This window comes from Geodermatophilus sp. SYSU D00079 (assembly GCF_054050635.1).
In genome coordinates, this window is record NZ_JBJGZS010000001.1 from 340259 (window position 1) to 359638 (window position 19380).

Annotated in this window: 23 protein-coding genes and 1 riboswitch; of the genes, 9 read left to right on the forward strand and 14 right to left on the reverse strand. The window is 77.9% G+C overall.

The window, feature by feature from the left end:
* Positions 1 to 81: 81 nt before the first annotated feature.
* The 7 genes from ACI79E_RS01700 to ssd all read right to left on the reverse strand — a co-directional run bounded on the left by ACI79E_RS01700 (position 82) and on the right by ssd (position 5058).
* Positions 82 to 468, reverse strand: a complete 387-nt coding sequence (locus ACI79E_RS01700) for an Rv3654c family TadE-like protein (RefSeq protein ID WP_456930811.1) — start codon at positions 466 to 468, stop codon at positions 82 to 84.
* Entirely contained in the window at positions 465 to 893 is a 429-nt protein-coding gene (locus ACI79E_RS01705; protein WP_456930812.1) for a TadE family type IV pilus minor pilin, read from the reverse strand. Before ACI79E_RS01705 ends, ACI79E_RS01700 begins: the two co-directional genes overlap by 4 nt.
* A gap of 2 nt (positions 894 to 895) precedes the next feature.
* The gene (locus tag ACI79E_RS01710; RefSeq protein ID WP_456930813.1) at positions 896 to 1174 is read right to left on the reverse strand and encodes a DUF4244 domain-containing protein; all 279 of its coding nucleotides are present in this window, start codon (positions 1172 to 1174) and stop codon (positions 896 to 898) included.
* A gap of 128 nt (positions 1175 to 1302) precedes the next feature.
* Positions 1303 to 1851, reverse strand: a complete 549-nt coding sequence (locus tag ACI79E_RS01715) for a type II secretion system F family protein (RefSeq protein WP_456930814.1) — start codon at positions 1849 to 1851, stop codon at positions 1303 to 1305.
* 164 nt (positions 1852 to 2015) lie between these two features.
* Positions 2016 to 2816, reverse strand: coding sequence for a type II secretion system F family protein (locus ACI79E_RS01720; RefSeq protein ID WP_456930815.1), 801 nt, complete (start codon positions 2814 to 2816; stop codon positions 2016 to 2018).
* The gene (locus ACI79E_RS01725) at positions 2813 to 3964 is read right to left on the reverse strand and encodes a TadA family conjugal transfer-associated ATPase (protein WP_456930816.1); all 1152 of its coding nucleotides are present in this window, start codon (positions 3962 to 3964) and stop codon (positions 2813 to 2815) included. The genes ACI79E_RS01720 and ACI79E_RS01725 overlap by 4 nt, the downstream gene beginning before the upstream one ends.
* Positions 3961 to 5058, reverse strand: a complete 1098-nt coding sequence (ssd, locus tag ACI79E_RS01730; RefSeq protein ID WP_456930817.1) for a septum site-determining protein Ssd — start codon at positions 5056 to 5058, stop codon at positions 3961 to 3963. The genes ACI79E_RS01725 and ssd overlap by 4 nt, the downstream gene beginning before the upstream one ends.
* 127 nt (positions 5059 to 5185) lie before the next feature.
* Here ssd and ACI79E_RS01735 point away from each other — a divergent pair, with 127 nt between their 5' ends.
* Positions 5186 to 6034, forward strand: a complete 849-nt coding sequence (locus ACI79E_RS01735) for an HAD family hydrolase (protein WP_456930818.1) — start codon at positions 5186 to 5188, stop codon at positions 6032 to 6034.
* Positions 6035 to 6051: 17 nt separating this feature from the next.
* On the opposite strand, the gene ACI79E_RS01740 is transcribed toward ACI79E_RS01735, so the two are convergent.
* The gene (locus tag ACI79E_RS01740) at positions 6052 to 7020 is read right to left on the reverse strand and encodes an aldo/keto reductase (protein ID WP_456930819.1); all 969 of its coding nucleotides are present in this window, start codon (positions 7018 to 7020) and stop codon (positions 6052 to 6054) included.
* 90 nt (positions 7021 to 7110) lie between these two features.
* A complete protein-coding gene (locus ACI79E_RS01745) occupies positions 7111 to 7899 on the reverse strand; it encodes an oxidoreductase (protein ID WP_456930820.1) in 789 nt (262 codons plus the stop codon).
* Between the two features lie 135 nt (positions 7900 to 8034).
* Between ACI79E_RS01745 and ACI79E_RS01750 the strand changes: the two genes are divergently transcribed.
* From ACI79E_RS01750 to ACI79E_RS01760, 3 genes are read left to right on the forward strand one after another with little or no spacing between them, the layout of a single operon-like run.
* Complete coding sequence (locus tag ACI79E_RS01750) at positions 8035 to 8586, forward strand: histidine phosphatase family protein (protein WP_456930821.1); 552 nt, start codon at positions 8035 to 8037, stop codon at positions 8584 to 8586.
* Between the two features lie 28 nt (positions 8587 to 8614).
* Positions 8615 to 9136: a bifunctional adenosylcobinamide kinase/adenosylcobinamide-phosphate guanylyltransferase gene (gene cobU, locus ACI79E_RS01755; RefSeq protein ID WP_456930822.1), complete on the forward strand. Its 522-nt coding sequence runs from the start codon at positions 8615 to 8617 to the stop codon at positions 9134 to 9136.
* Positions 9133 to 9888, forward strand: coding sequence for an adenosylcobinamide-GDP ribazoletransferase (locus ACI79E_RS01760; RefSeq protein ID WP_456930823.1), 756 nt, complete (start codon positions 9133 to 9135; stop codon positions 9886 to 9888). Before cobU ends, ACI79E_RS01760 begins: the two co-directional genes overlap by 4 nt.
* A 63-nt stretch (positions 9889 to 9951) precedes the next feature.
* Here ACI79E_RS01760 and ACI79E_RS01765 read toward each other — a convergent pair whose 3' ends face one another.
* Together ACI79E_RS01765 and cobN are read right to left on the reverse strand one after the other, a co-directional pair.
* Positions 9952 to 10191: a hypothetical protein gene (locus ACI79E_RS01765; RefSeq protein WP_456930824.1), complete on the reverse strand. Its 240-nt coding sequence runs from the start codon at positions 10189 to 10191 to the stop codon at positions 9952 to 9954.
* A 41-nt stretch (positions 10192 to 10232) separates the two neighbouring features.
* Positions 10233 to 13838, reverse strand: a complete 3606-nt coding sequence (gene cobN, locus ACI79E_RS01770; RefSeq protein WP_456930825.1) for a cobaltochelatase subunit CobN — start codon at positions 13836 to 13838, stop codon at positions 10233 to 10235.
* Between the two features lie 54 nt (positions 13839 to 13892).
* Positions 13893 to 13956, reverse strand: a riboswitch (cobalamin riboswitch).
* A gap of 133 nt (positions 13957 to 14089) precedes the next feature.
* On the opposite strand from cobN, the gene ACI79E_RS01775 reads away from it, so the two are divergent.
* Both ACI79E_RS01775 and ACI79E_RS01780 read left to right on the forward strand, forming a co-directional pair.
* On the forward strand, positions 14090 to 14260 hold the full coding sequence (locus tag ACI79E_RS01775; protein WP_456930826.1) for a hypothetical protein: 171 nt from the start codon (positions 14090 to 14092) through the stop codon (positions 14258 to 14260).
* 105 nt (positions 14261 to 14365) lie between these two features.
* Entirely contained in the window at positions 14366 to 15148 is a 783-nt protein-coding gene (locus tag ACI79E_RS01780; protein ID WP_456930827.1) for a PIG-L deacetylase family protein, read from the forward strand.
* A gap of 1 nt (position 15149) precedes the next feature.
* Here the strand turns inward: ACI79E_RS01780 and ACI79E_RS01785 are convergent, their stop codons facing one another.
* From ACI79E_RS01785 to ACI79E_RS01795, 3 genes are read right to left on the reverse strand one after another with little or no spacing between them, the layout of a single operon-like run.
* Complete coding sequence (locus tag ACI79E_RS01785) at positions 15150 to 15536, reverse strand: YunG family protein (protein ID WP_456930828.1); 387 nt, start codon at positions 15534 to 15536, stop codon at positions 15150 to 15152.
* 29 nt (positions 15537 to 15565) lie between these two features.
* A complete protein-coding gene (locus tag ACI79E_RS01790) occupies positions 15566 to 16414 on the reverse strand; it encodes a TIGR04222 domain-containing membrane protein (protein WP_456930829.1) in 849 nt (282 codons plus the stop codon).
* Complete coding sequence (locus tag ACI79E_RS01795; protein ID WP_456930830.1) at positions 16362 to 16691, reverse strand: tetratricopeptide repeat protein; 330 nt, start codon at positions 16689 to 16691, stop codon at positions 16362 to 16364. The genes ACI79E_RS01790 and ACI79E_RS01795 overlap by 53 nt, the downstream gene beginning before the upstream one ends.
* Before the next feature lie 137 nt (positions 16692 to 16828).
* On the opposite strand from ACI79E_RS01795, the gene ACI79E_RS01800 reads away from it, so the two are divergent.
* The 3 genes from ACI79E_RS01800 to ACI79E_RS01810 are packed head-to-tail and all read left to right on the forward strand — an operon-like array spanning position 16829 to position 19359.
* Complete coding sequence (locus ACI79E_RS01800) at positions 16829 to 17527, forward strand: DUF4383 domain-containing protein (RefSeq protein WP_456930831.1); 699 nt, start codon at positions 16829 to 16831, stop codon at positions 17525 to 17527.
* A 36-nt stretch (positions 17528 to 17563) separates the two neighbouring features.
* Complete coding sequence (locus tag ACI79E_RS01805) at positions 17564 to 18721, forward strand: precorrin-3B synthase (RefSeq protein WP_456930832.1); 1158 nt, start codon at positions 17564 to 17566, stop codon at positions 18719 to 18721.
* Positions 18721 to 19359 carry a precorrin-8X methylmutase gene (locus ACI79E_RS01810; protein ID WP_456930833.1) on the forward strand — a complete coding sequence of 213 codons (639 nt, stop codon included), beginning with the start codon at positions 18721 to 18723 and terminating at the stop codon, positions 19357 to 19359. The genes ACI79E_RS01805 and ACI79E_RS01810 overlap by 1 nt, the downstream gene beginning before the upstream one ends.
* Positions 19360 to 19380: the final 21 nt, after the last annotated feature.

Below are 19380 nucleotides of genomic sequence, written 5' to 3' on the forward strand. Positions count from 1 at the left end.
GAGGGGCCGCGGCCGCTGAGGGGCCACGGGACCGTGGGCGCTGGGACCGTGGGCGCTGGGGGCGCAGCGCCGAGGGCCCAGTCACGGCGGCGCCGTCGGGGCGTACGTGACCGGCCCGGCCCGCGCACGGGCGGTGGCCTGCCGGACCCCCAGGGGGCCCAGGCGCACCGGGACGCTGACGGCGACCTCGACCACCGCGGCGCCGTCCACCCCGCAGCTGGTGAGCCGCGCCGTGTTGGCCGCCGCCACCCGGGCGGCCACCGAGCAGGCATCGGGCCGGCCACGGACGGCCTGCTCGGCCGCCGCCAGGGCGGCCAGGTCCGCGGCACCGGTCGCGCGGTGCCGGCCCACCACCGCCGCGCCCACCAGCACGGCCGCCACCCCGACCGCGGCCAGCACCCCGGCGAGCGCGACCACCCACACGGTGGCCGAACCGCGCTGCCCGGTCAGTCGTCCCCCGCCGCTCACCCGCCGCCGCCCGGCACCGTTGCGCCCACGTTCCCGTCGGGCTCGCGCTGGGCGACGGCCGTCGCCGCCACCCGGACCCGGAACGGCACGGGCCCGAGCGGGGCCACCTGCGCCGCCACGGTGACCGCCACTGCCGGCCCGTCCTGGGCGATCGTGGCCCGGGCGCCGTCCGGAGCAGCGCGGGCGGCGAGGGCGACGACCACCGCGGCGTCCTCGCCGCGGGCCGCGGCCCGAGCTCCCTCGCGAGCGGCGTCGACGCACCGCAGCTGTGCCCCCACGACCGTCACCGCCGCCACCGCACCGGCGAGGACGAGCAGCAGCACGGGCAGGACGACGGCCGTCTCGGCGGTCACCATGCCCGCCTCCCGCCGCTCCGCCGACCGCAGCCGGACCGCGCGGCGCCGGTACCCCGCCAGGACGGACACGGTCAGGACAGGGTGGCCAGCGCCGAGGAGACCAGCTCCCCGAGCGCGTCGACGACCGAGCCGCCGGTCACCACCCGGTACAGGACCGCGGCGAAGGCGCAGGCCGCGACGGTGCCGACCGCGTACTCGGCGGTGCTCATACCGGCGTCCCCGGAGGCGCGGACCCGGCTCCAGCGCCCCCTCAGCCCGCGGCTCCCGGGGGCGACCTCCTCGGCGGTGGGTTCCGCCTCCTCCCCACCCGGGTCGACCGGGTCGGGACGTGCTGCCGGGCTGTCGTTCACGGGGACCTCCTTCGTGCGGCCCGCCGTCCGGACCGCTGCGTCGACGCTCGCAGCGCGCCCGGGCCGGTCCCAGGGACGGCGGCGATCTGTGGAGGGCGGCACTCCCTGTGGACGACGGCCACCACCGCTCACCCGAAGACGTCCGCGGCGATGCCGAGGACGAGGGGTGCCACGCCGAGGCAGACGAAGGCCGGCAGGAAGCACGCGCCCAGCGGCGCGAGGACCCACACCCCGGCCCGCCGCACGGCCGCGTCGGCGCGGCTGCGCGCCTCCGCGCGGGTGTCGGCGGCCAGTGTCTGCAGCGCGGGGACCACCGCCGAGCCCGACTCCCCCGCCCGGACCAGCACCCGGCCCAGGCCGGCCAGCTCTCCGGGGACACCGGCCCACGCCCGCCGCGGGGACGCGCCGAGCCGGTGCAGTGCGGCCACCTCGTGCAGTGCGGGCCCCAGGGGCGCGGGCAGGGTGGCGGCCACCGCCGCCAGTGCGCCGGCCAGGGGGAGCCCGGCGGCCAGGCAGACGGCGAGCAGGTCGCAGGCGATCGGCAGATCGCCGGCGAGGGCCGGGCCCGCCCGCGCGGCCCGGCCCTCGGCCCGGCGCAGGAGCCTCTCGGCCACCCCCGCGACCAGCACCGCCACGGCGACGCCCGGGAGGCCGCCCACGAGCAGTCCGGCGGCCACCCCGGCTCCGCCAGCCAGGAGCCACGAGCGACGGGCGCCGGCAGCGGGAGGAGGTGCCGGCGCGGTCCGGTCGGCGGACAGCGCCCGCACGCGGGCCACCACGTCAGAGCGCCCGGGTGACCCGACCAGCAGTGCGGCCGCCAGCAGCCCCACGACGAGCGCCGTCACCGGACCGCCCGCCGCACCAGTCGGGCCGACCACGCCACCCCGGCGCCCTCCAGCGACACGCCCAGGACGAGCAGCACCTGCCCGCTGGCGGTGGTGGTGAGCACCCGCCACGGGTCGGCGCCGATGCCGCTGCCCATGGCCAGGGCGAGCAGGGGGAGCCCGGCCAGCAGGGCGGCGCTGGCCCGGGGCCCGGCGGTGGCCGACCGGAGATCCCGCCGCTGACGGGAGCGGCCGCGCAGGTCGTCCTCGACCGCGCCGAGCACCGCCGCCAGCGAGCACCCCGTGCGCCGGCTCAGGCCCGCGGCAGCCGACACGCGCTGCAACGCGTCCTCGACCTCCGGGCCGGCCGGCACCCCGGCAGAGGAGCCGGCGCCCTCCGCCCCCACCACTGCCCGCGCCAGCGCCCGACCGCTCTCCTCGTCCGCGCAGGCGTCACCAGCCGCGGCGGTGGCCTCCGTCAGGGACCGCCCGCTGCGCAGTTCGGCCGCCAGGGCGGCCAGCGCCTCGGCCAGCGCGGCCAGCCGCAGCTCCTCCCGGGCCCCCGTGCGGCGGCGGTCGGCGGCTCGGGCGGCGAGCGTCGCCACCGCCCCGGCCAGGACGGCGACCAACGGGGTGCTCAGCAGGGCCGCGCCGGCCGCGGCTGCGGCGCCCCACAGGGCCGGTCGGGGCAGCGACGTCACCGTGGTCAGCAGGCGCACCCGGGGACCGGTCGATGCCACCCACCTCGCCCGCCGGCCCGCGGCGCTCGCCGGCCACAGCAGCAGGGCGGCGCCGAGCAGGAGCAGCGTGCCGGTCACCGTGGGACCCCGCCGGCCGGCCCGAGGAGTTCCTCCAGCCGGGCAGCGCCGGGGCACGGCCCGCCGTCGGCCCGCCAGCCGGCCTCGACGACGACGAGATCGCCGGCGCGGCGCACCACGCCGATCTCCGCCACGTGCCGCCCGGACGGCGACCGGCGCAGGTGCACGACCGCGGCGAGGGCGGCGGCGGTCTGGCTGTGCACCGCCAGCCGGTCGAGGCCTGCGGCGACGCCGAGCGCCTCCAGCCGGGCCGGCACCTCGGCCGGGCGGTTCGCGTGCAGGGTGCCCGAGCTCCCCTCGTGACCGGTGTTGAGGGCGGCCAGCAGGTCGGTGACCTCGGCACCGCGCACCTCCCCGACGACCAGTCGGTCCGGGCGCATCCGGAGCGCCTGCCGGACGAGGTCGCGCAGGGTGACCTCGCCGACCGCCTCGACGTTCGGCGGCCGGGTCGCCAGCCGGACGACGTGCGGATGGGCCGGCCGCAGCTCGGGGGCGTCCTCGCAGAGCACCAGCCGCTCGCCGGAGGGGACGAGGCCGAGCAGCCCCGACAGCAGGGTGGTCTTCCCCGAGCCGGTGCCCCCGGTGACGAGGAAGGCCAGGCGCCGGGTGACCAGCGCGCCCAGCAGGCCGGCGGACCGGCCGGGGAACGTGCCGCGGGCGGCCAGGTCGTCGAAGGTCAGCGAGGCCCGGCGCAGCACCCGCAGCGACAGGCAGGTGCCGCTGCCGGACACCGGTGGCAGCACGGCGTGCAGCCGGGTGCCGTCGGGCAGGCCGACGTCCACCCACGGGGCGGCGTCGTCCAGGCGGCGGCCCGCGGCGGCGGCGAGCCGCACCGCCAGCCGGCGGACGGCGTCCTCGTCGGGGAACCGCACGCCGGACCGCTCGAGCCCGCCGCCACGGTCCACCCACACCTCGTCGGGGCCGTTGACCAGCACGTCGGTGACCCCGGGCGAGCGGAGGAGGGGCTCGAGCGGCCCCGCCCCGGCGAGCTCGTCCACCGCCTCGCGGACCGCGCGCAGCACGTCGTCGTCGCCGAGCAGGCCACCGGACTCCTCCCGCACCAGCGCGGCGACCGTCGCGCGCGTCGGGGCGTCCGGTTCCAGCGCGAGACGGGCCCGCACCCGGTCGACCAGCGCTCCCCCGCTCACGCCGCCACCCCCGCCGGCCGCGGCAGCTCGACCAGCACCCGGCGGGCGAAGACGCCCAGCGGCGAGCGCGCGGTCACCAGGGGCGGCTGCCCCCGTTCCCCGCGGGGCACCGCGCTGCGGTCGGGACCGAGCTCGGCCAGCACCGGGCGACCCACGACGTCGGCGACCTCCCGCGTCGACAGGCCGCCGGTCACCCGGCGCACCACGGGGCGAGCCGCCGACCAGGGGGACGGGCGCCCGCCGGGACCGTGCTCGACCAGCAGGCGCGCCGCCGAGGCCGCCCGGAGCCGGGCCGGCACGACCAGCACCGCGAGGTCGGCCTCGGCCAGCAGCGACTCGGCCACCTCCGGGCCCGCGCCGCGGGCGAGGTCGACGACCACCGGCCAGCCCCCGGCACGGGCGGCCTCCACGACTGCCGCGAGCGCCTCGGCCGGGACCTCACCGGGCGACTGGCGCGAGGCCGCGAGCACCGAGACGCCCGCGACCTCGGGGAGGGCCGCCATGAGGGCGTCACCGGCGACCCGGCCCCGCAGCCCGACGAGCTCCGGCCAGCGCAGCCCCTCGGCCCGCTCGGCCCCGAGCAGGAGGTCCACCCCGCCGCCCCAGCCGTCGGCGTCGACCAGCAGCGCGCCGTCGGCGTCGCCCACCGCGGTGAGGGCGAGTGCGGCAGCGACCGTGCTCACCCCCGCGCCGCCGCAGCTGCCGCCGACCGCCACCAGGGACCCACGCTCGACCGGCCGGCGCAGGGCCGACGCCATCCGGGACAGCAGCCAGCTCTCGTCGGCGGGCAGCACCGCCACCCGCTCGGCGCCGAGCTCCACCGCTGCCGCCCACGCGGCGGCCGGCGGCTCGCCGGGGGCCACGACGACGACGCCGGGGCGGCGCGGCAGACCGCGCACCGGCCCCGTCGCGAGCACGTCGGCGCCGAGGACGACCAGCGGCGCCTCCCGGTGGGCCCGCCGCAGCGCCGGGCCGCCGGTGGCGACCTCCGGCTCGGCGCCGGCCGCGGCCAGCAGCCGGAGCAGGTCGTCGAGGAGGGTCTCGTCGCTGCTCACGACGAGGGGGCGGGCGGGCGCGGCGCGGAGGGCAGGCACGCCGCCGAGCCCAGTGGAAGAGGTACGGGGTGCGGGAGGTGTGCCTGGGATCTGTGGATGACCCGAAGGGGTGTGGACGGCGCGCGATCCCCGTCACGGTCGGCAGGTCCACTTACAGTCGTGAACCGTGACCCGCGCAGCGGCGTTCTTCGACCTGGACAAGACGGTCATCGCCAAGTCCAGCACCCTGGCGTTCGGCCGTCCGTTCTTCCAGGGCGGGCTGATCAACCGCCGGGCGGTGCTCAAGGGCGCCTACGCCCAGTTCGTCTTCTCCCTCTCCGGCGCCGACGCGCAGCAGATGGAGCGCATGCGGGCGCAGATCACCCAGATGTGCACCGGCTGGGACGTCGCCACGGTTCACGAGATCGTCCGGGAGACCATCCACGAGATCGTCGACCCGCTGGTCTACGCCGAGGCCGCCGACCTGATCGAGGAGCACCGGGCCGCCGGCCGGGAGATCGTCATCGTCTCGAGCAGCGGTGCGGAGATGGTGGAGCCGATCGGGCAGATGCTGGGAGCCGACCGGGTGGTGGCCACCCGGATGGTCACCGTCGAGGGCCGCTACACCGGCGAGATCGAGTTCTACGCCTACGGCGAGAACAAGGCCGTCGCCGTCCGCCAGGTCGCCGCGGAGAACGGCTACGACCTGGCCGACTGCTACGCCTACAGCGACTCGGTCACCGACCTGCCGATGCTGTCGGAGGTCGGGCACCCCACCGCGGTGAACCCCGACCGCGCCCTGCGCAAGGCGGCGGCCGAGCGCGGCTGGCCCGTGCTGGAGTTCAGCCGCCCGGTGTCCATGCGGTCGCGCTTCCCGGTGCCCACGACGCCGGTGGTGACCGGGGCGGCCATGGGCGTCGGCGCCGCGGTGGTCGGGCTGGCCTGGTACGCCCGGCGTCGGTCCCTGCGCGAGGTCACCGCCCGTCCGTCGGCGCCCGCTCCCCTGTCCGGCCGCCGGCGCCGTCGGGGCGCCTGACGGCGGACCCCGGGGGATCAGAGGGGCAGTCGCTCCCGCACCCGCTCGAGCAGGGTCTGCGCGGCGGACACGGGGGAGAACGCCCGCGCTGCCGCGGTGAGCGCCGCCTGCTCGTCCGGTCGGAGGCTGATCTCCGCGGCGGCGGCGTTGGCCTCGACCTGCGCGACGCTCGACGCGCCGGGGATCACCACCACCCGCGGCAGGCCGATCAGCCACGCCAGCGCGATCTGCGCCGGCGTGACGTCGTGGGCGGCCGCGACCTCACGGAGGACGCCGAGCAGCGGTTCCACCCGGCGCAGGTTCTCCGTGCCGAACAACGGGTTGGCCGCACGCACGCCCCCGGGCCGGTTCGCCACGCCGTAGCGGCCGCCGAGCAGGCCCTGGGCCAGCGGGCTGTAGGCCATCACCATGCGGTTCTCCCGTTCGGCGAACGGGACGAGGTCCTCGAGCGCGCCGGGCGCGGCCAGCGAGAAGTGCACCTGGTTGCTGACCACGGGGCGGCCCAGCGCGGCGTCGGCCGCCTGCCAGCGCTGGAGCGAGTAGTTGGAGACGCCGACGGCACCGATGCGGCCGGCGTCGAGCAGCGCCCGCATGCCGGGCATGATCACCGAGTCGGGAACCAGCGGGTTGGGCTGGTGCACCTGGTACAGCGGCACCCGGTGCAGCCTCAGCCGCCGGGCGCTGCCGGCCAGCCGGTTGCGGACCACCGGGGGGAACGGGGCGACGGGGAAGACCTTCGTCGCGACGACGACGCCGGCCCGATCGGCCCCCAGGGCGTCTCCGAGGATCCGCTCGCTGCGGCCGAAGCCGTAGACCTCCGCGGTGTCGAACAGCGTGATGCCGAGCTCACGCGCGCGCCGGACGATCGCCGCGGCCTCCCCGGAGGCGTAGGCGTCGCCGTACCCCCACTCGCGCGAGCCGAACTGCCAGGTGCCGAGGCCCACGCGGCTGACCGCGCCGAGCCCGTCGACGTCGAGGGTGCGCACGACCGCCAGTCTCGTCGCCCCCCGGGGACGGCGCAGGTGGACGACCGGTGCCGGTCACGGGCACGAGGCCGGCCGAGCGGGCAGCCCGCGTCAGCCGCGCAGCATGCTCTCGGCGATCGCGAGGCCCTCCAGGGCCCCGTGCTCGGTGGCGCGGCAGCAGTGCACCAGCCACGCCGCCACGCCCTCGGGCCGCCCCGAGGCGTAGCCGGCCACGGCCTGGGCGTACTCGTCGCGGCCGAGCTCGACGAAGCCGACCTCCGGCACCGACACCGCCTTGGGGTCCAGGCCGCGGGTGATGCCGGTCAGCCGGGCGGCCGCGCGGGCCACCACGCCGTCGGCGGTCCCGAAGGGAGCCAGGGCGGCCAGCTCCCCGTGGACCACCGCGGCGACGAGGACCGCCGGCACCGTGGACGGGCCGGTGACCAGTGCGAACAGCCCGCCCAGGCGGGGACCGGCGTGCGCCCCCGGCCGGCCGAGCTCGGCGCGGTCGACGAGGTCGGCGGCGGCCAGCACGTGCAGCCGCGCGAGCACCTGTCCGGGAGCACGCGACCAGGTGTCCTGCATCGACCCGAGGGCTGCCGAGGTGCGCAGCGAGCCCTGGACGACCGGGTCGTCCACCCGCCCGGCCCGCAGGTCGGCCAGCGGCACGTCGACACCGTCGAGGGCGGCCGAGGCCCGGGCGCCGCGCAGCGCCGACTCGGTGCTCACCTCGGCCGACCGGTTGCGCATGAGCCGGTGCCGCAGCAACCGGTCGATGCCCGACCGGGCGGCGTCGGCGGCCTCCCGCACGCCCGGCAGCTCCAGGAGCGGGGCCAGCGGATCGGGCCCGGACGGTCGGCCGACGGGCCGGGGCGCGCCGGGGCGGACGGGGATGGTCACGAGATCCTCCTGGGGAACGCTCGTCGGTCCCGTGACCAACGGTGCCATGGACGGGCCCGCCGGCCCGCCCACCGGGTCGACGGTACGAGGGAGCGTCCAGGGGCCTGCGGACGCCTGGCTACGCTGCCTCCCACCATGGCTCAGCCGCTGACCCTCCTCCTCGTCCGTCACGGGCAGAGCGAGTGGAACGCCGCCGGACTGATGCAGGGGCAGACGGCGCACGTGCCACTCACCGAGCTCGGGCACGCCCAGGCCGCCGCAGCGGCCCGGGAGCTGGCCGGCCTGCGGCCCGGTGCGCTGGTCTCCAGCGACCTGCAGCGCGCGGTCCAGACCGCCGAGCACTGCGCCGGCGCCACCGGCCTGCCGTTCACCACCACGCCGGCGCTGCGCGAGCAGGGCTACGGGGTGCTGGAGGGCCGGCCGTCCCGCGAGCTGTGGGACGTCGTCGACTGGACCGACCCCCACTGGGCCGCCGAGGGCGGGGAGAGCCTCGACGAGCTGCACGCGCGGGTGGGCGCGTTCCTCAAGCACCTCGCCGCCGAACCGCCCGCCGAGGTCATCGCCCTGGTGACGCACGGAGACACGATCCGGGCCGCCCAGGCCGTCGCCGCGGGCCTGGGTGCCGACGCGCTGCCCTCGATCACCCCCCACAACGGCACGGTGACCCGCCTCGAGCTCCTGCTGTGAACGGGCGGCACACGCCGACGGGGCCCGGGTGAGCAGGGTGCTGGTGCTGGGCGGCGCGCGGTCGGGGAAGTCCGCCCACGCCGAGGCGCTGGTGGCCGACGCCGCGGAGGTCACCTACCTGGCCACCTCTCCCCCGGTCCCGGACGACGCCGAGTGGGCGCAGCGGGTGGCCGCCCACCGGGCGCGGCGGCCGGTCGGCTGGACGACGGTGGAGACCACGGCCCCCAGTGACCTGCTGCGGCGCGGATCGGTCCTGGTCGACAGCGTCACCACCTGGGTGTCCGCCCTCATGGACGAGACCGGGGTGTGGGCCGACGAGCCCGGCGCCGCCGAGCGGCTGGCCGCCCGCTGTGACGCGCTGGTGAACGCGTGGGCCATGACACCGGCGCACGTGGTGGCGGTCTCCGACGAGGTGGGCCTGGGCGTGGTGCCCGAGACCCGCTCGGGCCGGCTCTTCCGCGACACCCTCGGCTCGGTCAACCAGCGGCTGGCCGGCACCGCCGACGAGGTGTGGTTCGTGGTGGCCGGGCTGCCCCAGCGGCTGCGATGAGGTGGACGGGGCCGTTCGAGTCGCTGGCGCTGCTCACCGTGGTGCGGGTCCCGGCCCCGGCGGCCGCGAGCACCCGCGGCGTCCTCCCGTGGGCGCCGCTGGTCGGCCTCCTGCTGGGCGGTGTCGCCACCGGGGTCGCCGTCGCCGGCACCCGGTTGGTCTCCCCGCTGACCGGCGCGGTCCTCGCGGTCGCGGTCCTGGCCGCGCTGACCCGCGGCCTGCACCTGGACGGGCTGGCCGACACCGCCGACGGGCTGGGCCCGCTGCGCGGACGGGAGCGCGCCCTGCAGGTGATGCACCAGGGCGACGTCGGCCCGTTCGGGGTCGTGACGCTCCTGCTCACCGTCCTGCTGCAGGTGGCGTGCGCGGCCGCCCTCCTCGCCGGCGACGCCGGGTGGGCGGCCCTCTGGACGGCGGTCGTCACCGCGCGGCTGGCCATGGCCCGGACCGGGCTGCCCGGCGTCCCGACGGCCGAGGGCTCGTCGCTGGGGCGGGCGGTCGCGGGCACGGTGTCGCGGCGGTGGCTGGGGGCGTGCGTCCTCGCCGCGGCGGCGTTGGTGGTCGCCGCCGCGGGCGGGGACCTCGTCCGGGCCGGTCAGCTCGCCGGGAGCGCCGCCGTGGGGCTGGTCGCGGCCGAGGTGCTGCTGCGCCGGGCCCGCGCCCGACTGGGCGGCGTCACCGGCGACGTCATGGGCGCGCTGGGCGAGACCGCGGCCGCGGCCACCCTGCTGGTGGCCGCGGCCCTGGCCTGAGGCGCCATCCCGTCCGGGGGTCCGCCGCGCGCCTGCGAGCGGTGAGCAGGACGGGGCCCTTCCTCAGTGCCGGCCCAGCAGACCGCCCATCAGCCGGCTGAGCCCGCCGGAGGCGGCGGTGGTCGGCCGGCCCCGGCCGGTGGTCCGTGCCGTCGTCCGGCCCATGCCGCGACCGGTCGTCGCGCGGCCCATCCCGCGGCTCATGCCGCGGCCGGCCGCCCCGCGGCCGGTGGCCCGACCCCCGCGGGCCGCGGTGCGCGCAGTGTTCTCTGCCGTGCCCATCAGTCGTCCGAGGATGCTCATGTCCCAGGTGTACCCCCGCGCGGCCGCGGTGATGCGTGGGTTCAGCTCCCGGCGCCCTGCTGGGCCGGGGTCTCCCCGCCCTCCAGGTCACCCTCGGTGTCGAGGTAGGCCTGCTGCAGCTCGGCCAGCAGCGCCGGGTCCGGCGCGGCCCACAGCTGCCGGTCGGCGGCCTCCAGCAGCCGTTCCGCGATGCCGTGCAGCGCCCACGGGTTGGCCCGTTCCAGGAACTCGCGGTTCTCCGGGTCCAGCACGTAGGTCTGGGTGAGCTTCTCGTACATCCAGTCGGCGACCACGCCGGTCGTGGCGTCGTAGCCGAACAGGTAGTCGACGGTCGCGGCCAGCTCGAACGCGCCCTTGTAGCCGTGCCGGCGCATCGCCGCCAGCCACTTCGGGTTCACCACGCGGGCGCGGAAGACCCGGGCGGTCTCCTCGGTCAGGGAGCGGGTGCGCACCGACTCCGGCCGGGTGGAGTCCCCGATGTAGGCGCGCGGCGACGAGCCGGTCAGCGCGCGCACCGTCGCGACCATCCCGCCGTGGTACTGGAAGTAGTCGTCGGAGTCGGCGATGTCGTGCTCGCGGGTGTCGACGTTCTTGGCCGCCACCGCGATCCGCCGGTAGGCCGACTCCATGTCCGGCCGGGCGGCGACGCCGTCCAGCCCGCGCCCGTAGGCGTAGCCGCCCCACACCGCGTAGACCTCGGCCAGGTCCGCGTCCCCGCGCCAGTCGCGCGAGTCGATCAGCGGCAGCAGGCCCGCCCCGTAGGCGCCGGGCTTGGAGCCGAACACCCGCGTGGTGGCCCGCCGGCGGTCGCCGTGCGTGGCCAGGTCGGCGTCCACGTGCGCCCGCACGAAGTTGTCGGACGCGGGCTCGTCCAGCGAGGCCACCAGGGTCACCGCGTCGTCCAGCATGGTCACCACGTGCGGGAAGGCGTCCCGGAAGAAGCCGGAGATCCGCACCGTGACGTCGATCCGCGGCCGGCCCAGCTCCGCCAGCGGCACCGGCTCCAGCCCGGTCACCCGCCGCGACGCGTCGTCCCACACCGGGCGGACGCCGAGCAGCGCGAGCACCTCCCCGACGTCGTCCCCGGAGGTGCGCATGGCCGAGGTCCCCCACACCGACAGCCCGACGGACGGCGGGTACGTGCCGGTGTCGGCCAGGTAGCGCGACACCAGCGACTCGGCCATCGCCTGCCCGGTCTCCCAGGCCAGCCGCGAGGGGATCGCGCGCGGGTCGACCGAGTAGAAGTTCCGCCCGGTCGGCAGCACGTTGACCAGCCCGCGCAGCGGCGAGCCGGAGGGCCCGGCGGGCACGTAGCCGCCGCCGAGGGCGTGCAGGACGGCGTCCATCTCGTCGGTGGTGCGCTCCAGCCGGGGCACGACCTCGTCGACGGCGAACCGCAGCACGGCCTCGACCGGCTCCGACGGCCCGCCGAGGACGGAGGCGACGACCGACGGCACCGCCGACGCCGTCCAGCCGGCGGCCTCCATGCCCGACACCAGCGCGTGCGCCCGCGCCTCGACGGCGTCGGTCTCCGCGCGGGAGGCCCCCTCGGCCAGGCCCAGGGCCTCCCGCAGCCCGGGCAGCGCCACCGTGCCGCCCCAGATCTGCCGGGCCCGCAGCATCGCCAGCACGAGGTCGACGCGGTCGGCGCCGGCCGGCGGGCTGCCGAGGACGTGCAGCCCGTCGCGGATCTGGGAGTCCTTGATCTCGCAGAGCCAGCCGTCGACGTGCAGGATCATCTCGTCGAAGTGGTCGTCCTCCGGGCGCTCGGTGAGCCCGAGGTCGGAGTCCAGGCGGGCCGCCTGCAGCAGCGTCCAGATCTGCGCCCGGACGGCGGGCAGCTTCGCCGGGTCCATCGCCGCGACGTTGGCGTGCTCGTCGAGCAGCTGCTCCAGCCGGGCGATGTCGCCGTAGGTCTCCGCGCGGGCCATCGGCGGCACCATGTGGTCGACGAGCGTGGCGTGCGCCCGCCGCTTGGCCTGCGAGCCCTCGCCGGGGTCGTTGACCAGGAACGGGTAGACCAGCGGCAGGTCCCCGATCGCGGCGTCCGGCGCGCAGGAGGCCGAGAGCCCTACGGTCTTGCCGGGCAGCCACTCCAGGTTGCCGTGCTTGCCGACGTGCACCAGGGCGTGCGCGCCGAAGACCGACCGCAGCCACCAGTAGGCGGCCAGGTAGTGGTGGGACGGCGGCAGGTCCGGGTCGTGGTAGATCGCGATCGGGTTCTCCCCGAAGCCGCGGGGCGGCTGCACCATCACCACGACGTTGCCCGCCCGGAGCGCGGCGAAGACGATCTCGTCGCGGTCCACGAACAGCCCACCCGGCGGCTCACCCCAGTGCGCCACCATCGCGTCGCGCAGGTCGGCCGGGAGCGTGTCGAAGTACGCCCGGTAGTCCGCCGCGGGGATGCGCACCGGGTTGCCCGACAGCTGCTCGGCGGTCAGCCAGTCGGCGTCCTGCCCACCGGCCGCGATCAGCGCGTGCACGAGCGCGTCGCCGTCCAGGTCGGCGACGCCGGGCAGCGCCGCCGGCCCGTCGAACGGGCCGATGTCGTAGCCCGCGCCCGCCAGCGCGGCGAGCAGGCGGACGACGGACGCCGGGGTGTCCAGCCCGACGGCGTTGCCGATCCGGGCGTGCTTGGTCGGGTAGGCCGACAGCATCACGACGACCCGGCGGTCGGCCGGCGCCACGTGCCGCAGCCGCGCGTGGGCCACCGCGGTGCCGGCCACGCGGGCGGCCCGCTCGGGGTCGGCGACGTAGGTGGTGAGCCCGTCGGCGTCGGTCTCCTTGAACGAGAACGGCACGCTGACCAGCCGCCCGTCGAACTCCGGGATCGCCACCTGGTTGCCGACGTCCAGCGGCGAGAGCCCGTCGTCGCTGGCCAGCCAGTCATCGCGGCCGGAGGTCAGGCACAGGCCCTGGAGCACCGGCACGTCGAGGGTGGCCAGCGCGCCGACGTCCCACGCGCCGTCGTCCCCTCCCGCGGAGACGGTCGCCGGGCGCGAGCCGCCCGCGGCGAGCACGGTGACCACGAGGGCGTCCGCGCCGCGCAGCGTCTCCAGCAGCTCCGGCGCCACCGAGCGCAGGGTGGAGGTGAACACCGGCAGCGCCCGCCCCCCGGCGTCCTCGATCGCGGTGCACAGGGACTCGACGAACGCGGTGTTCCCGGACAGGTGGTGCGCCCGGTAGTAGAGGACGGCGACGGTGGGGCCACTCCCCCGGCTCGGCCGCTCCAGCAGGCCCCAGTCCGGCGCGACCGACGGCGGCTCGAACCCCTCGCCGGTGAGCAGGACGGTGTCGGAGAGGAAGCGGTGCAGCTGGACGAGGTTGCCTGGCCCACCCTGCGCCAGGTAGCCGTGCGCCTCGGTGGCCACGCCCATCGGGACGGTGGACAGCGCCATCAGCTCGGCGTCGGGCAGCAGCTCGCCACCGAGGACGACGACCGGTGCCGGGCCGGCCAGCAGCGGCGCGAGCAGCTCCTCGAACTGGCGGCGCACGCCGAGCAGGCGGACGACGACCAGCTCGGCACCCTCGACCAGGGCCGTGACCCCGTCGGCGTCGAGGCGGGCCGGGTTGCCCAGCCGCCAGCCGGCGCCGCTGGCGCGGGCGGAGAGCAGGTCGGTGTCGCTGGTGGAGAGCAGGGTGAACACGGGACAGGTCCTCACTCGGGGTCCGCGCCCCGGGTCGTCGGGCACGGCAGCCGCGGTGTCTGGCTCGCCCCGGAGGGCTCACAGTGGCGGGACCGCGCCGGACTCGCACCGGCTTCCCTGCAGCACTGCCGTGATGCGGAGGGGACGCTACCGGCGCCCGTCGTCGCCCGGCACGGCAGCAGCCGGTCGAGGGCGTACCGCCGCCCGGTGGGGGTGGCCACCTTCGGGGACGTCGGGCAGGCTCGGTCGCCGTGGCCGACCCCGCCCTGCGCCCCGGGGCGTGCGACATCGCCGCCGACCGCGCCGCGACGCCCGGGCTGGTCGCGGACCTCGCCGCGGCCGGGGTGGCGGCGGAGGTGCGGGACGTCGGCCACGAGTTCCAGCGCGGCGCCCGCTCGCTGCTGCAGCCGACCCGGGGCTGACGGCGTCCACCCGGCCGGCTCCTGCGGGTGGCGACGCTCCGGCCCCCGTCGCTCCCGGGCGGTGCAGCGGCCGTCGGCGGCCGGGCCGGCCCTACCCTCCCGCGCATGGGTCCGCCCCCGGTGGCACCGTTCCCCCCGGACGCGTTCTCGCGCGTCCTCTGCGTGGTCGCCCACCCCGACGACGTCGAGTACGGCACGTCCTCGGCGGTCGCGGCCTGGACCGCCCAGGGGGTCGACGTCGCCTACCTGCTCCTCACCCGGGGCGAGGCCGGCATGGACGCCCTGCGGCCGGAGGAGACCGCGCGGTTGCGGACGGCGGAACAGGTCGCGGCGGCGGACGTGGTCGGCGTCAGCGACGTCCGGTTCCTCGACCACCCCGACGGCGTCCTGGAGTACGGGCTGGACCTGCGCCGCGACATCGCGCGGGTCATCCGCGGGTACCGGCCCGACGCGCTGCTCGTGGGGTCGTGGGAGGTCGAGTTCGTCGCCGGCCTCAACCAGGCCGACCACCGGGTGGCCGGCCTCGCGGCGCTGGACGCGCTGCGGGACGCCGGCAACCGCTGGGTCTTCCCCGAACTGCTCGACGAGGGGCTGGAGCCCTGGCCGGTGCGGTGGCTGCTGGTGGGTGGCGACCCCCGGCCGACGCACGGCGTCGACGTCACCGGCGAGCCGCTGGCCCGCGGCGTCGCCTCGCTGGAGGCCCACGGCCAGTACCTGGCGGGCATCCCGGGGCACCCCCCGCCGCGGGTGATGATCCCCGGGATCACTGCGCTGCAGGGCCCGGCCCTGGGCGTCGAGCACGCGGTGCTGTTCCGGGCCCACGACTTCTCCGCGCCGCCGCCGATCGCGCAGCAGGCGATGCGGGCGGCCGCCGAGCGGGTCGGCTGACTCAGCGCGCCAGCGCGGCGCAGACCCGCGCCCGCAGCCGCAGGTACTGGTCCGCGCAGCGCCGCGGGGGGCCGGGCGGGCGGACGACGACCCGCGGGGCCTGCACCACCTCGTGCGGCGCGAACTGCTCGCGGGTGAGGTCGACCTCCTCGCCGCCGGGCAGCCGGTTCCACCAGTGCACCCCCTGCCGGGACCCGTCCGGCCGCAGCACCTCGGCGATCAGCAGCTCCCCGCCCAGGAGGTCCTGCACCGTCAGGGCCGTCGCCCCGCACTGGCCGCGGGCCGGGTCCTGCTCGGACCAGTCGGCCGCGTCCACGTCGTCACAGGTCTCGCGGCACCACGCGGCCCGCACCGCGGGGACGACGTCGGCCAGGCTCAGCTCGCGCACGGGCGCATCCTGCCCGACCCCGCCGACGGTCAGCAGCCGCCGCCGTCGCCACCTCCGCCGGCCCCGCAGTCGCCGCCGAAACCGCCGCCGAGACCACCACCGCCGCCGTAGCCGTAGCCGCCGGCGTGGCCCGCGAAGCCGGCGCCACTGCCGAGGTACAGCCCGCCGCCGCGGACGCCGGTGGAGGGCGCGCCACCGCTCCCGGGGACCGGGGGGAGCGCCGGGCGGGGTGGGTCGACGAGCACGGCGCGCAGCTCCCGGTCCGGCACCGCAGCCGGCCCGGACAGCGCCACGAGCACGGCGGTGGTGCCGCCGGCGACGAGGCCGGCCGGCAGGTCGCGGCGCACGTCCCGCAGCGCGCGGCGTCCCGCCCGGGTCCGGGCCGGCATCCACGACCACCGGCGGCCGGCGGGGTCCCCCGCCCCGGGTGCCAGCAGGCCCGCGTCCTCCAGCTGCTGGCCGCAGGTCGCGAGGCGGCCGTCGGAGACCACCCGCCAGTACACCCCGTCGACCGACCGGCGCCCGCGGCCGGCGGCGTCCAGCACCGCCGCCTCCACCGGGTGGCGGGGGCGGTGGGACACGACGTGCAGCTCGCCGACGGGCTGGGCGACGCGCAGGCGGCCGCTCTCGACGAGCGCGACGACGGCGGTCTCGACGACCCGGCGCGGCCCGCCGGCCAGCCAGCCGATGCCGTACACGTCGAGGGCGAGGGCGGGGGTGCGCACACCGGTCATGTCGGCGTCCTCTCGCAGGGTGCGGCGCCCGTGGCGGCCCCGGGGAGGAACGGTCGCACGGACCGGGCGGGCCCGGCCAGTGCCCGCCGCGTCAGTCGGCGCCGAGGGCGTCGGCCATCCGGTGGTGCGGCACGGCCTCGTCACCGCGGCTCTGCCGCTCGAGCGTGCGCGCCAGGGCGCGGCGGGCCCACCCGTTGGCCGGCGCCGACTCGACCAGCCGGGTCAGCGCCTCCTCGGCGCGGCCGAGCTGCGCCGAGCCGAAGTAGGCCCGCGCCAGCAGCTCCAGCGCCGCCTGGTTGTCCGGCTCCGCCTCGACGACGGGCACCAGGACCCTCGCGGCCTCGATCGGCTGCCCCATGGAGAGGAACAGGTCGGCGCGGAGGAACTCGGAGTGCAGGTCGATCTCGAACGGACGGCTCATGCCCGGGTCAACCGCACGGCCGCCCCCGGGCTTCCCGGGGCGGCCCGGCCGGCGGAGGACGAGAGGACTCCCGACCGCATCCAGACCCGCACCGGAGGCGAAGAATGGACACCGTCCCTCGTCTCCCGGAGCCGACCATGGCACTGCGACTGCACCTCCCGCACCGCACGGACCACTCCACCGAGGACCGCCCGGGCCCCGGCGCCCGTGTCTTCGCCGTCCAACGCACCGGCGCCGTCCTCGTGGCGCTGTTCCTCCTGGTCTTCGGCGTCCTCGGCTTCGCCGGCGGCCTGGACTTCTTCTCCACCGACGGCGAGCGCATCCTCGGCCTGTCGTCCAACGGCCTGCTGTCGACGATCTCGGTCGTCGTGGCGGGGGTCCTGCTGCTCGCCGCGGCCCGCAGCCCGCGCACCGCCTCGACGGTGATGATCGTCGTCGGCGCGCTGTTCCTGCTCTCCGGCCTGGTCAACCTGGCGGTGCTGCGGACGTCGTTCAACATCCTCGCCTTCGAGTTCGAGAACGTCGCCTTCTCCTTCGTCGTCGGCCTGCTCCTGCTGGTGCTCGGGGCCTACGGCCGCATCGGCGGGCACCTGCCCGACGACAGCCCCTACGCCCGCCCGCACCCGGCGGTGGACCTGGTCGACGAACAGCCCTCCACCCCCGCGGAGTTCGAGGCCGAGCGGGCGATGCGCGACGCAGAGGTGGCCGTCGTCCAGCACGTGGCCACCGAGGACCAGCGGCGCCGGGTCGAGGCGATGGCCCGGGTGCACTCGCGGGTCGACCGCCGGCGGGTGTGGATGTCCTTCGACGAGGCCGGCGGACGCCGACTGCGCTGAGTCCGAGCGGGGGCGGGCCGTAACCTCGCCAGCGCCATGACCACCGCCCCCGCTCCCCGCCTCCGGGCCGACGCCTGCCCGGGGGCGCTGCAGACCCACGCCGCGGCCGACGGCGCGCTGGCCCGCGTGCGGGTCCCCGGCGGGCTGCTCACCGCCGGCCAGCTGCGGGTCCTGGCCGGGGCGGCCCGCGACCTGGGCGACGGCGCCCTGGAGCTGACCAGCCGGGGCAACGTGCAGCTGCGCGGGCTGGCCGGTGACGCCGGCGCCGAGCTCGGGAGCCGGCTGGCCGCGGCCGGCCTGCTGCCGAGTGCGACCCACGAGCGGGTGCGCAACGTGCTGGCCAGCGTGCTCACCGGGCGCTCCGGCGGGCACGTCGACGTCCGCCCGTGGGTGGCCGCACTGGACGCCGCGCTGTGCGCCGACCCCGCCACCGCGGCGCTGCCCGGCCGGTTCCTCGCCACCCTGGACGACGGCCGCGGCGACGTCACCGGCCTCGGTGGGGACGTCGGACTGCTGGCCCTCGCACCGGACGAGGTCGCCCTGACCCTCGCCGGGGCCGACAGCGGCCTGCGCGCCCGCCCCGCGGACGCCGTCGCGCTGGCACTGGCCGCCGTCCGGGCCCTCCTCGACGAACGCGCCGCGCAGGGCGGCACCGCCTGGCGGCTGGCCGAGCTCGACGACGGGCCGGCGCGGGTGGCCGCCCGCCTCGGCGCACCCGGACGACCCTCCGCGGAGGGCGGAGCGGGCCGTCCGCACCCTCCGCCGGCGGGGGCCGTCGGCCAGGACGACGGGCGGACGGCGCTGGTCGCCGTGGTCCCGCTGGGCCGGCTGACCGTCGACCAGGCCGACCGGCTGGCCGCCACCGCCGCCGGGCTCCAGCTCACCCCGTGGCGCAGCGTCGTCCTCGCCGACCTGCCCGACGCCTCGGCGGCCGCGGCGCTGACCGCAACCGGGCTCGTCCTCGACGCGGACAGCCCGTGGGTGCGGGTCACCGCCTGCGCCGGGCGCCCGGGCTGCGCGCGGTCGCTGGCCGACGTCCGGGCCGACGCCGTCCGGGCCGTGGCCACCGGCGCGCTGCCCGCCGACGGCGCACGCCAGCACTGGGCCGGCTGTGCACGCCGCTGCGGCCGCCCGCGCGGTGAGGTGGTCGACGTGGTGGCGACGGGGACCGGGTACCGGATCGGGAAGGCCTGATGCACGAGCACGAGCACGAGCACGAGTACGAGAAGGACGGCGCGGAGATCTACCGGCGCTCGTTCGCCACGATCCGCGCCGAGGCCGACCTCTCGGGCCTGCCCGACGACGTCGCCCGCGTGGCGGTGCGGATGGTCCACGCCTGCGGGCAGGTGGACCTCGTCGCGGACCTCGCGTACTCCCCCGAGGTCGTGGCGCGGGCGCGGGAGGCCCTGGACGCCGGGGCGCCGGTGCTCTGCGACGCGCAGATGGTGGCTGCCGGCATCACCCGCCGCCGGCTGCCGCAGGACAACGAGGTCCTCTGCACGCTCGGCGACCCGCGCACGCCGGCGCTGGCGGCCGAGCTCGGGACGACCCGCACGGCGGCGGCGCTGGAGCTGTGGCGCGACCGGCTCGACGGCGCCGTCGTGGCGATCGGCAACGCCCCCACCGCGCTGTTCCACCTGCTGGAGATGGTCGCCGCGGGCGCCCCGCGGCCGGCCGCCGTCCTGGGCATCCCGGTCGGTTTCATCGGCGCGGCGGAGTCCAAGGACGCGCTGGCGGCCAGCGACCTGGAGCACCTCGTCGTCCGGGGTCGGCGCGGGGGCAGCGCGATCACCGCGGCCGCCGTGAACGCGATCGCGAGCGACACGGAGTGAGCGGACCGGGGCGTGAGCACC

Coding starts and splice junctions, on each gene's coding strand:
- ACI79E_RS01750 (WP_456930821.1), top strand. CDS start 8,035: ATGGCTCAGCCGCTGACCCTCCTCCTCGTCCGTCACGGGCAGAGCGAG.
- ACI79E_RS01760 (WP_456930823.1), top strand. CDS start 9,133: ATGAGGTGGACGGGGCCGTTCGAGTCGCTGGCGCTGCTCACCGTGGTG.
- ACI79E_RS01765 (WP_456930824.1), bottom strand. CDS start 10,191: ATGAGCATCCTCGGACGACTGATGGGCACGGCAGAGAACACTGCGCGC.
- ACI79E_RS01780 (WP_456930827.1), top strand. CDS start 14,366: ATGGGTCCGCCCCCGGTGGCACCGTTCCCCCCGGACGCGTTCTCGCGC.
- ACI79E_RS01795 (WP_456930830.1), bottom strand. CDS start 16,691: ATGAGCCGTCCGTTCGAGATCGACCTGCACTCCGAGTTCCTCCGCGCC.
- ACI79E_RS01800 (WP_456930831.1), top strand. CDS start 16,829: ATGGCACTGCGACTGCACCTCCCGCACCGCACGGACCACTCCACCGAG.
- ACI79E_RS01805 (WP_456930832.1), top strand. CDS start 17,564: ATGACCACCGCCCCCGCTCCCCGCCTCCGGGCCGACGCCTGCCCGGGG.
- ACI79E_RS01810 (WP_456930833.1), top strand. CDS start 18,721: ATGCACGAGCACGAGCACGAGCACGAGTACGAGAAGGACGGCGCGGAG.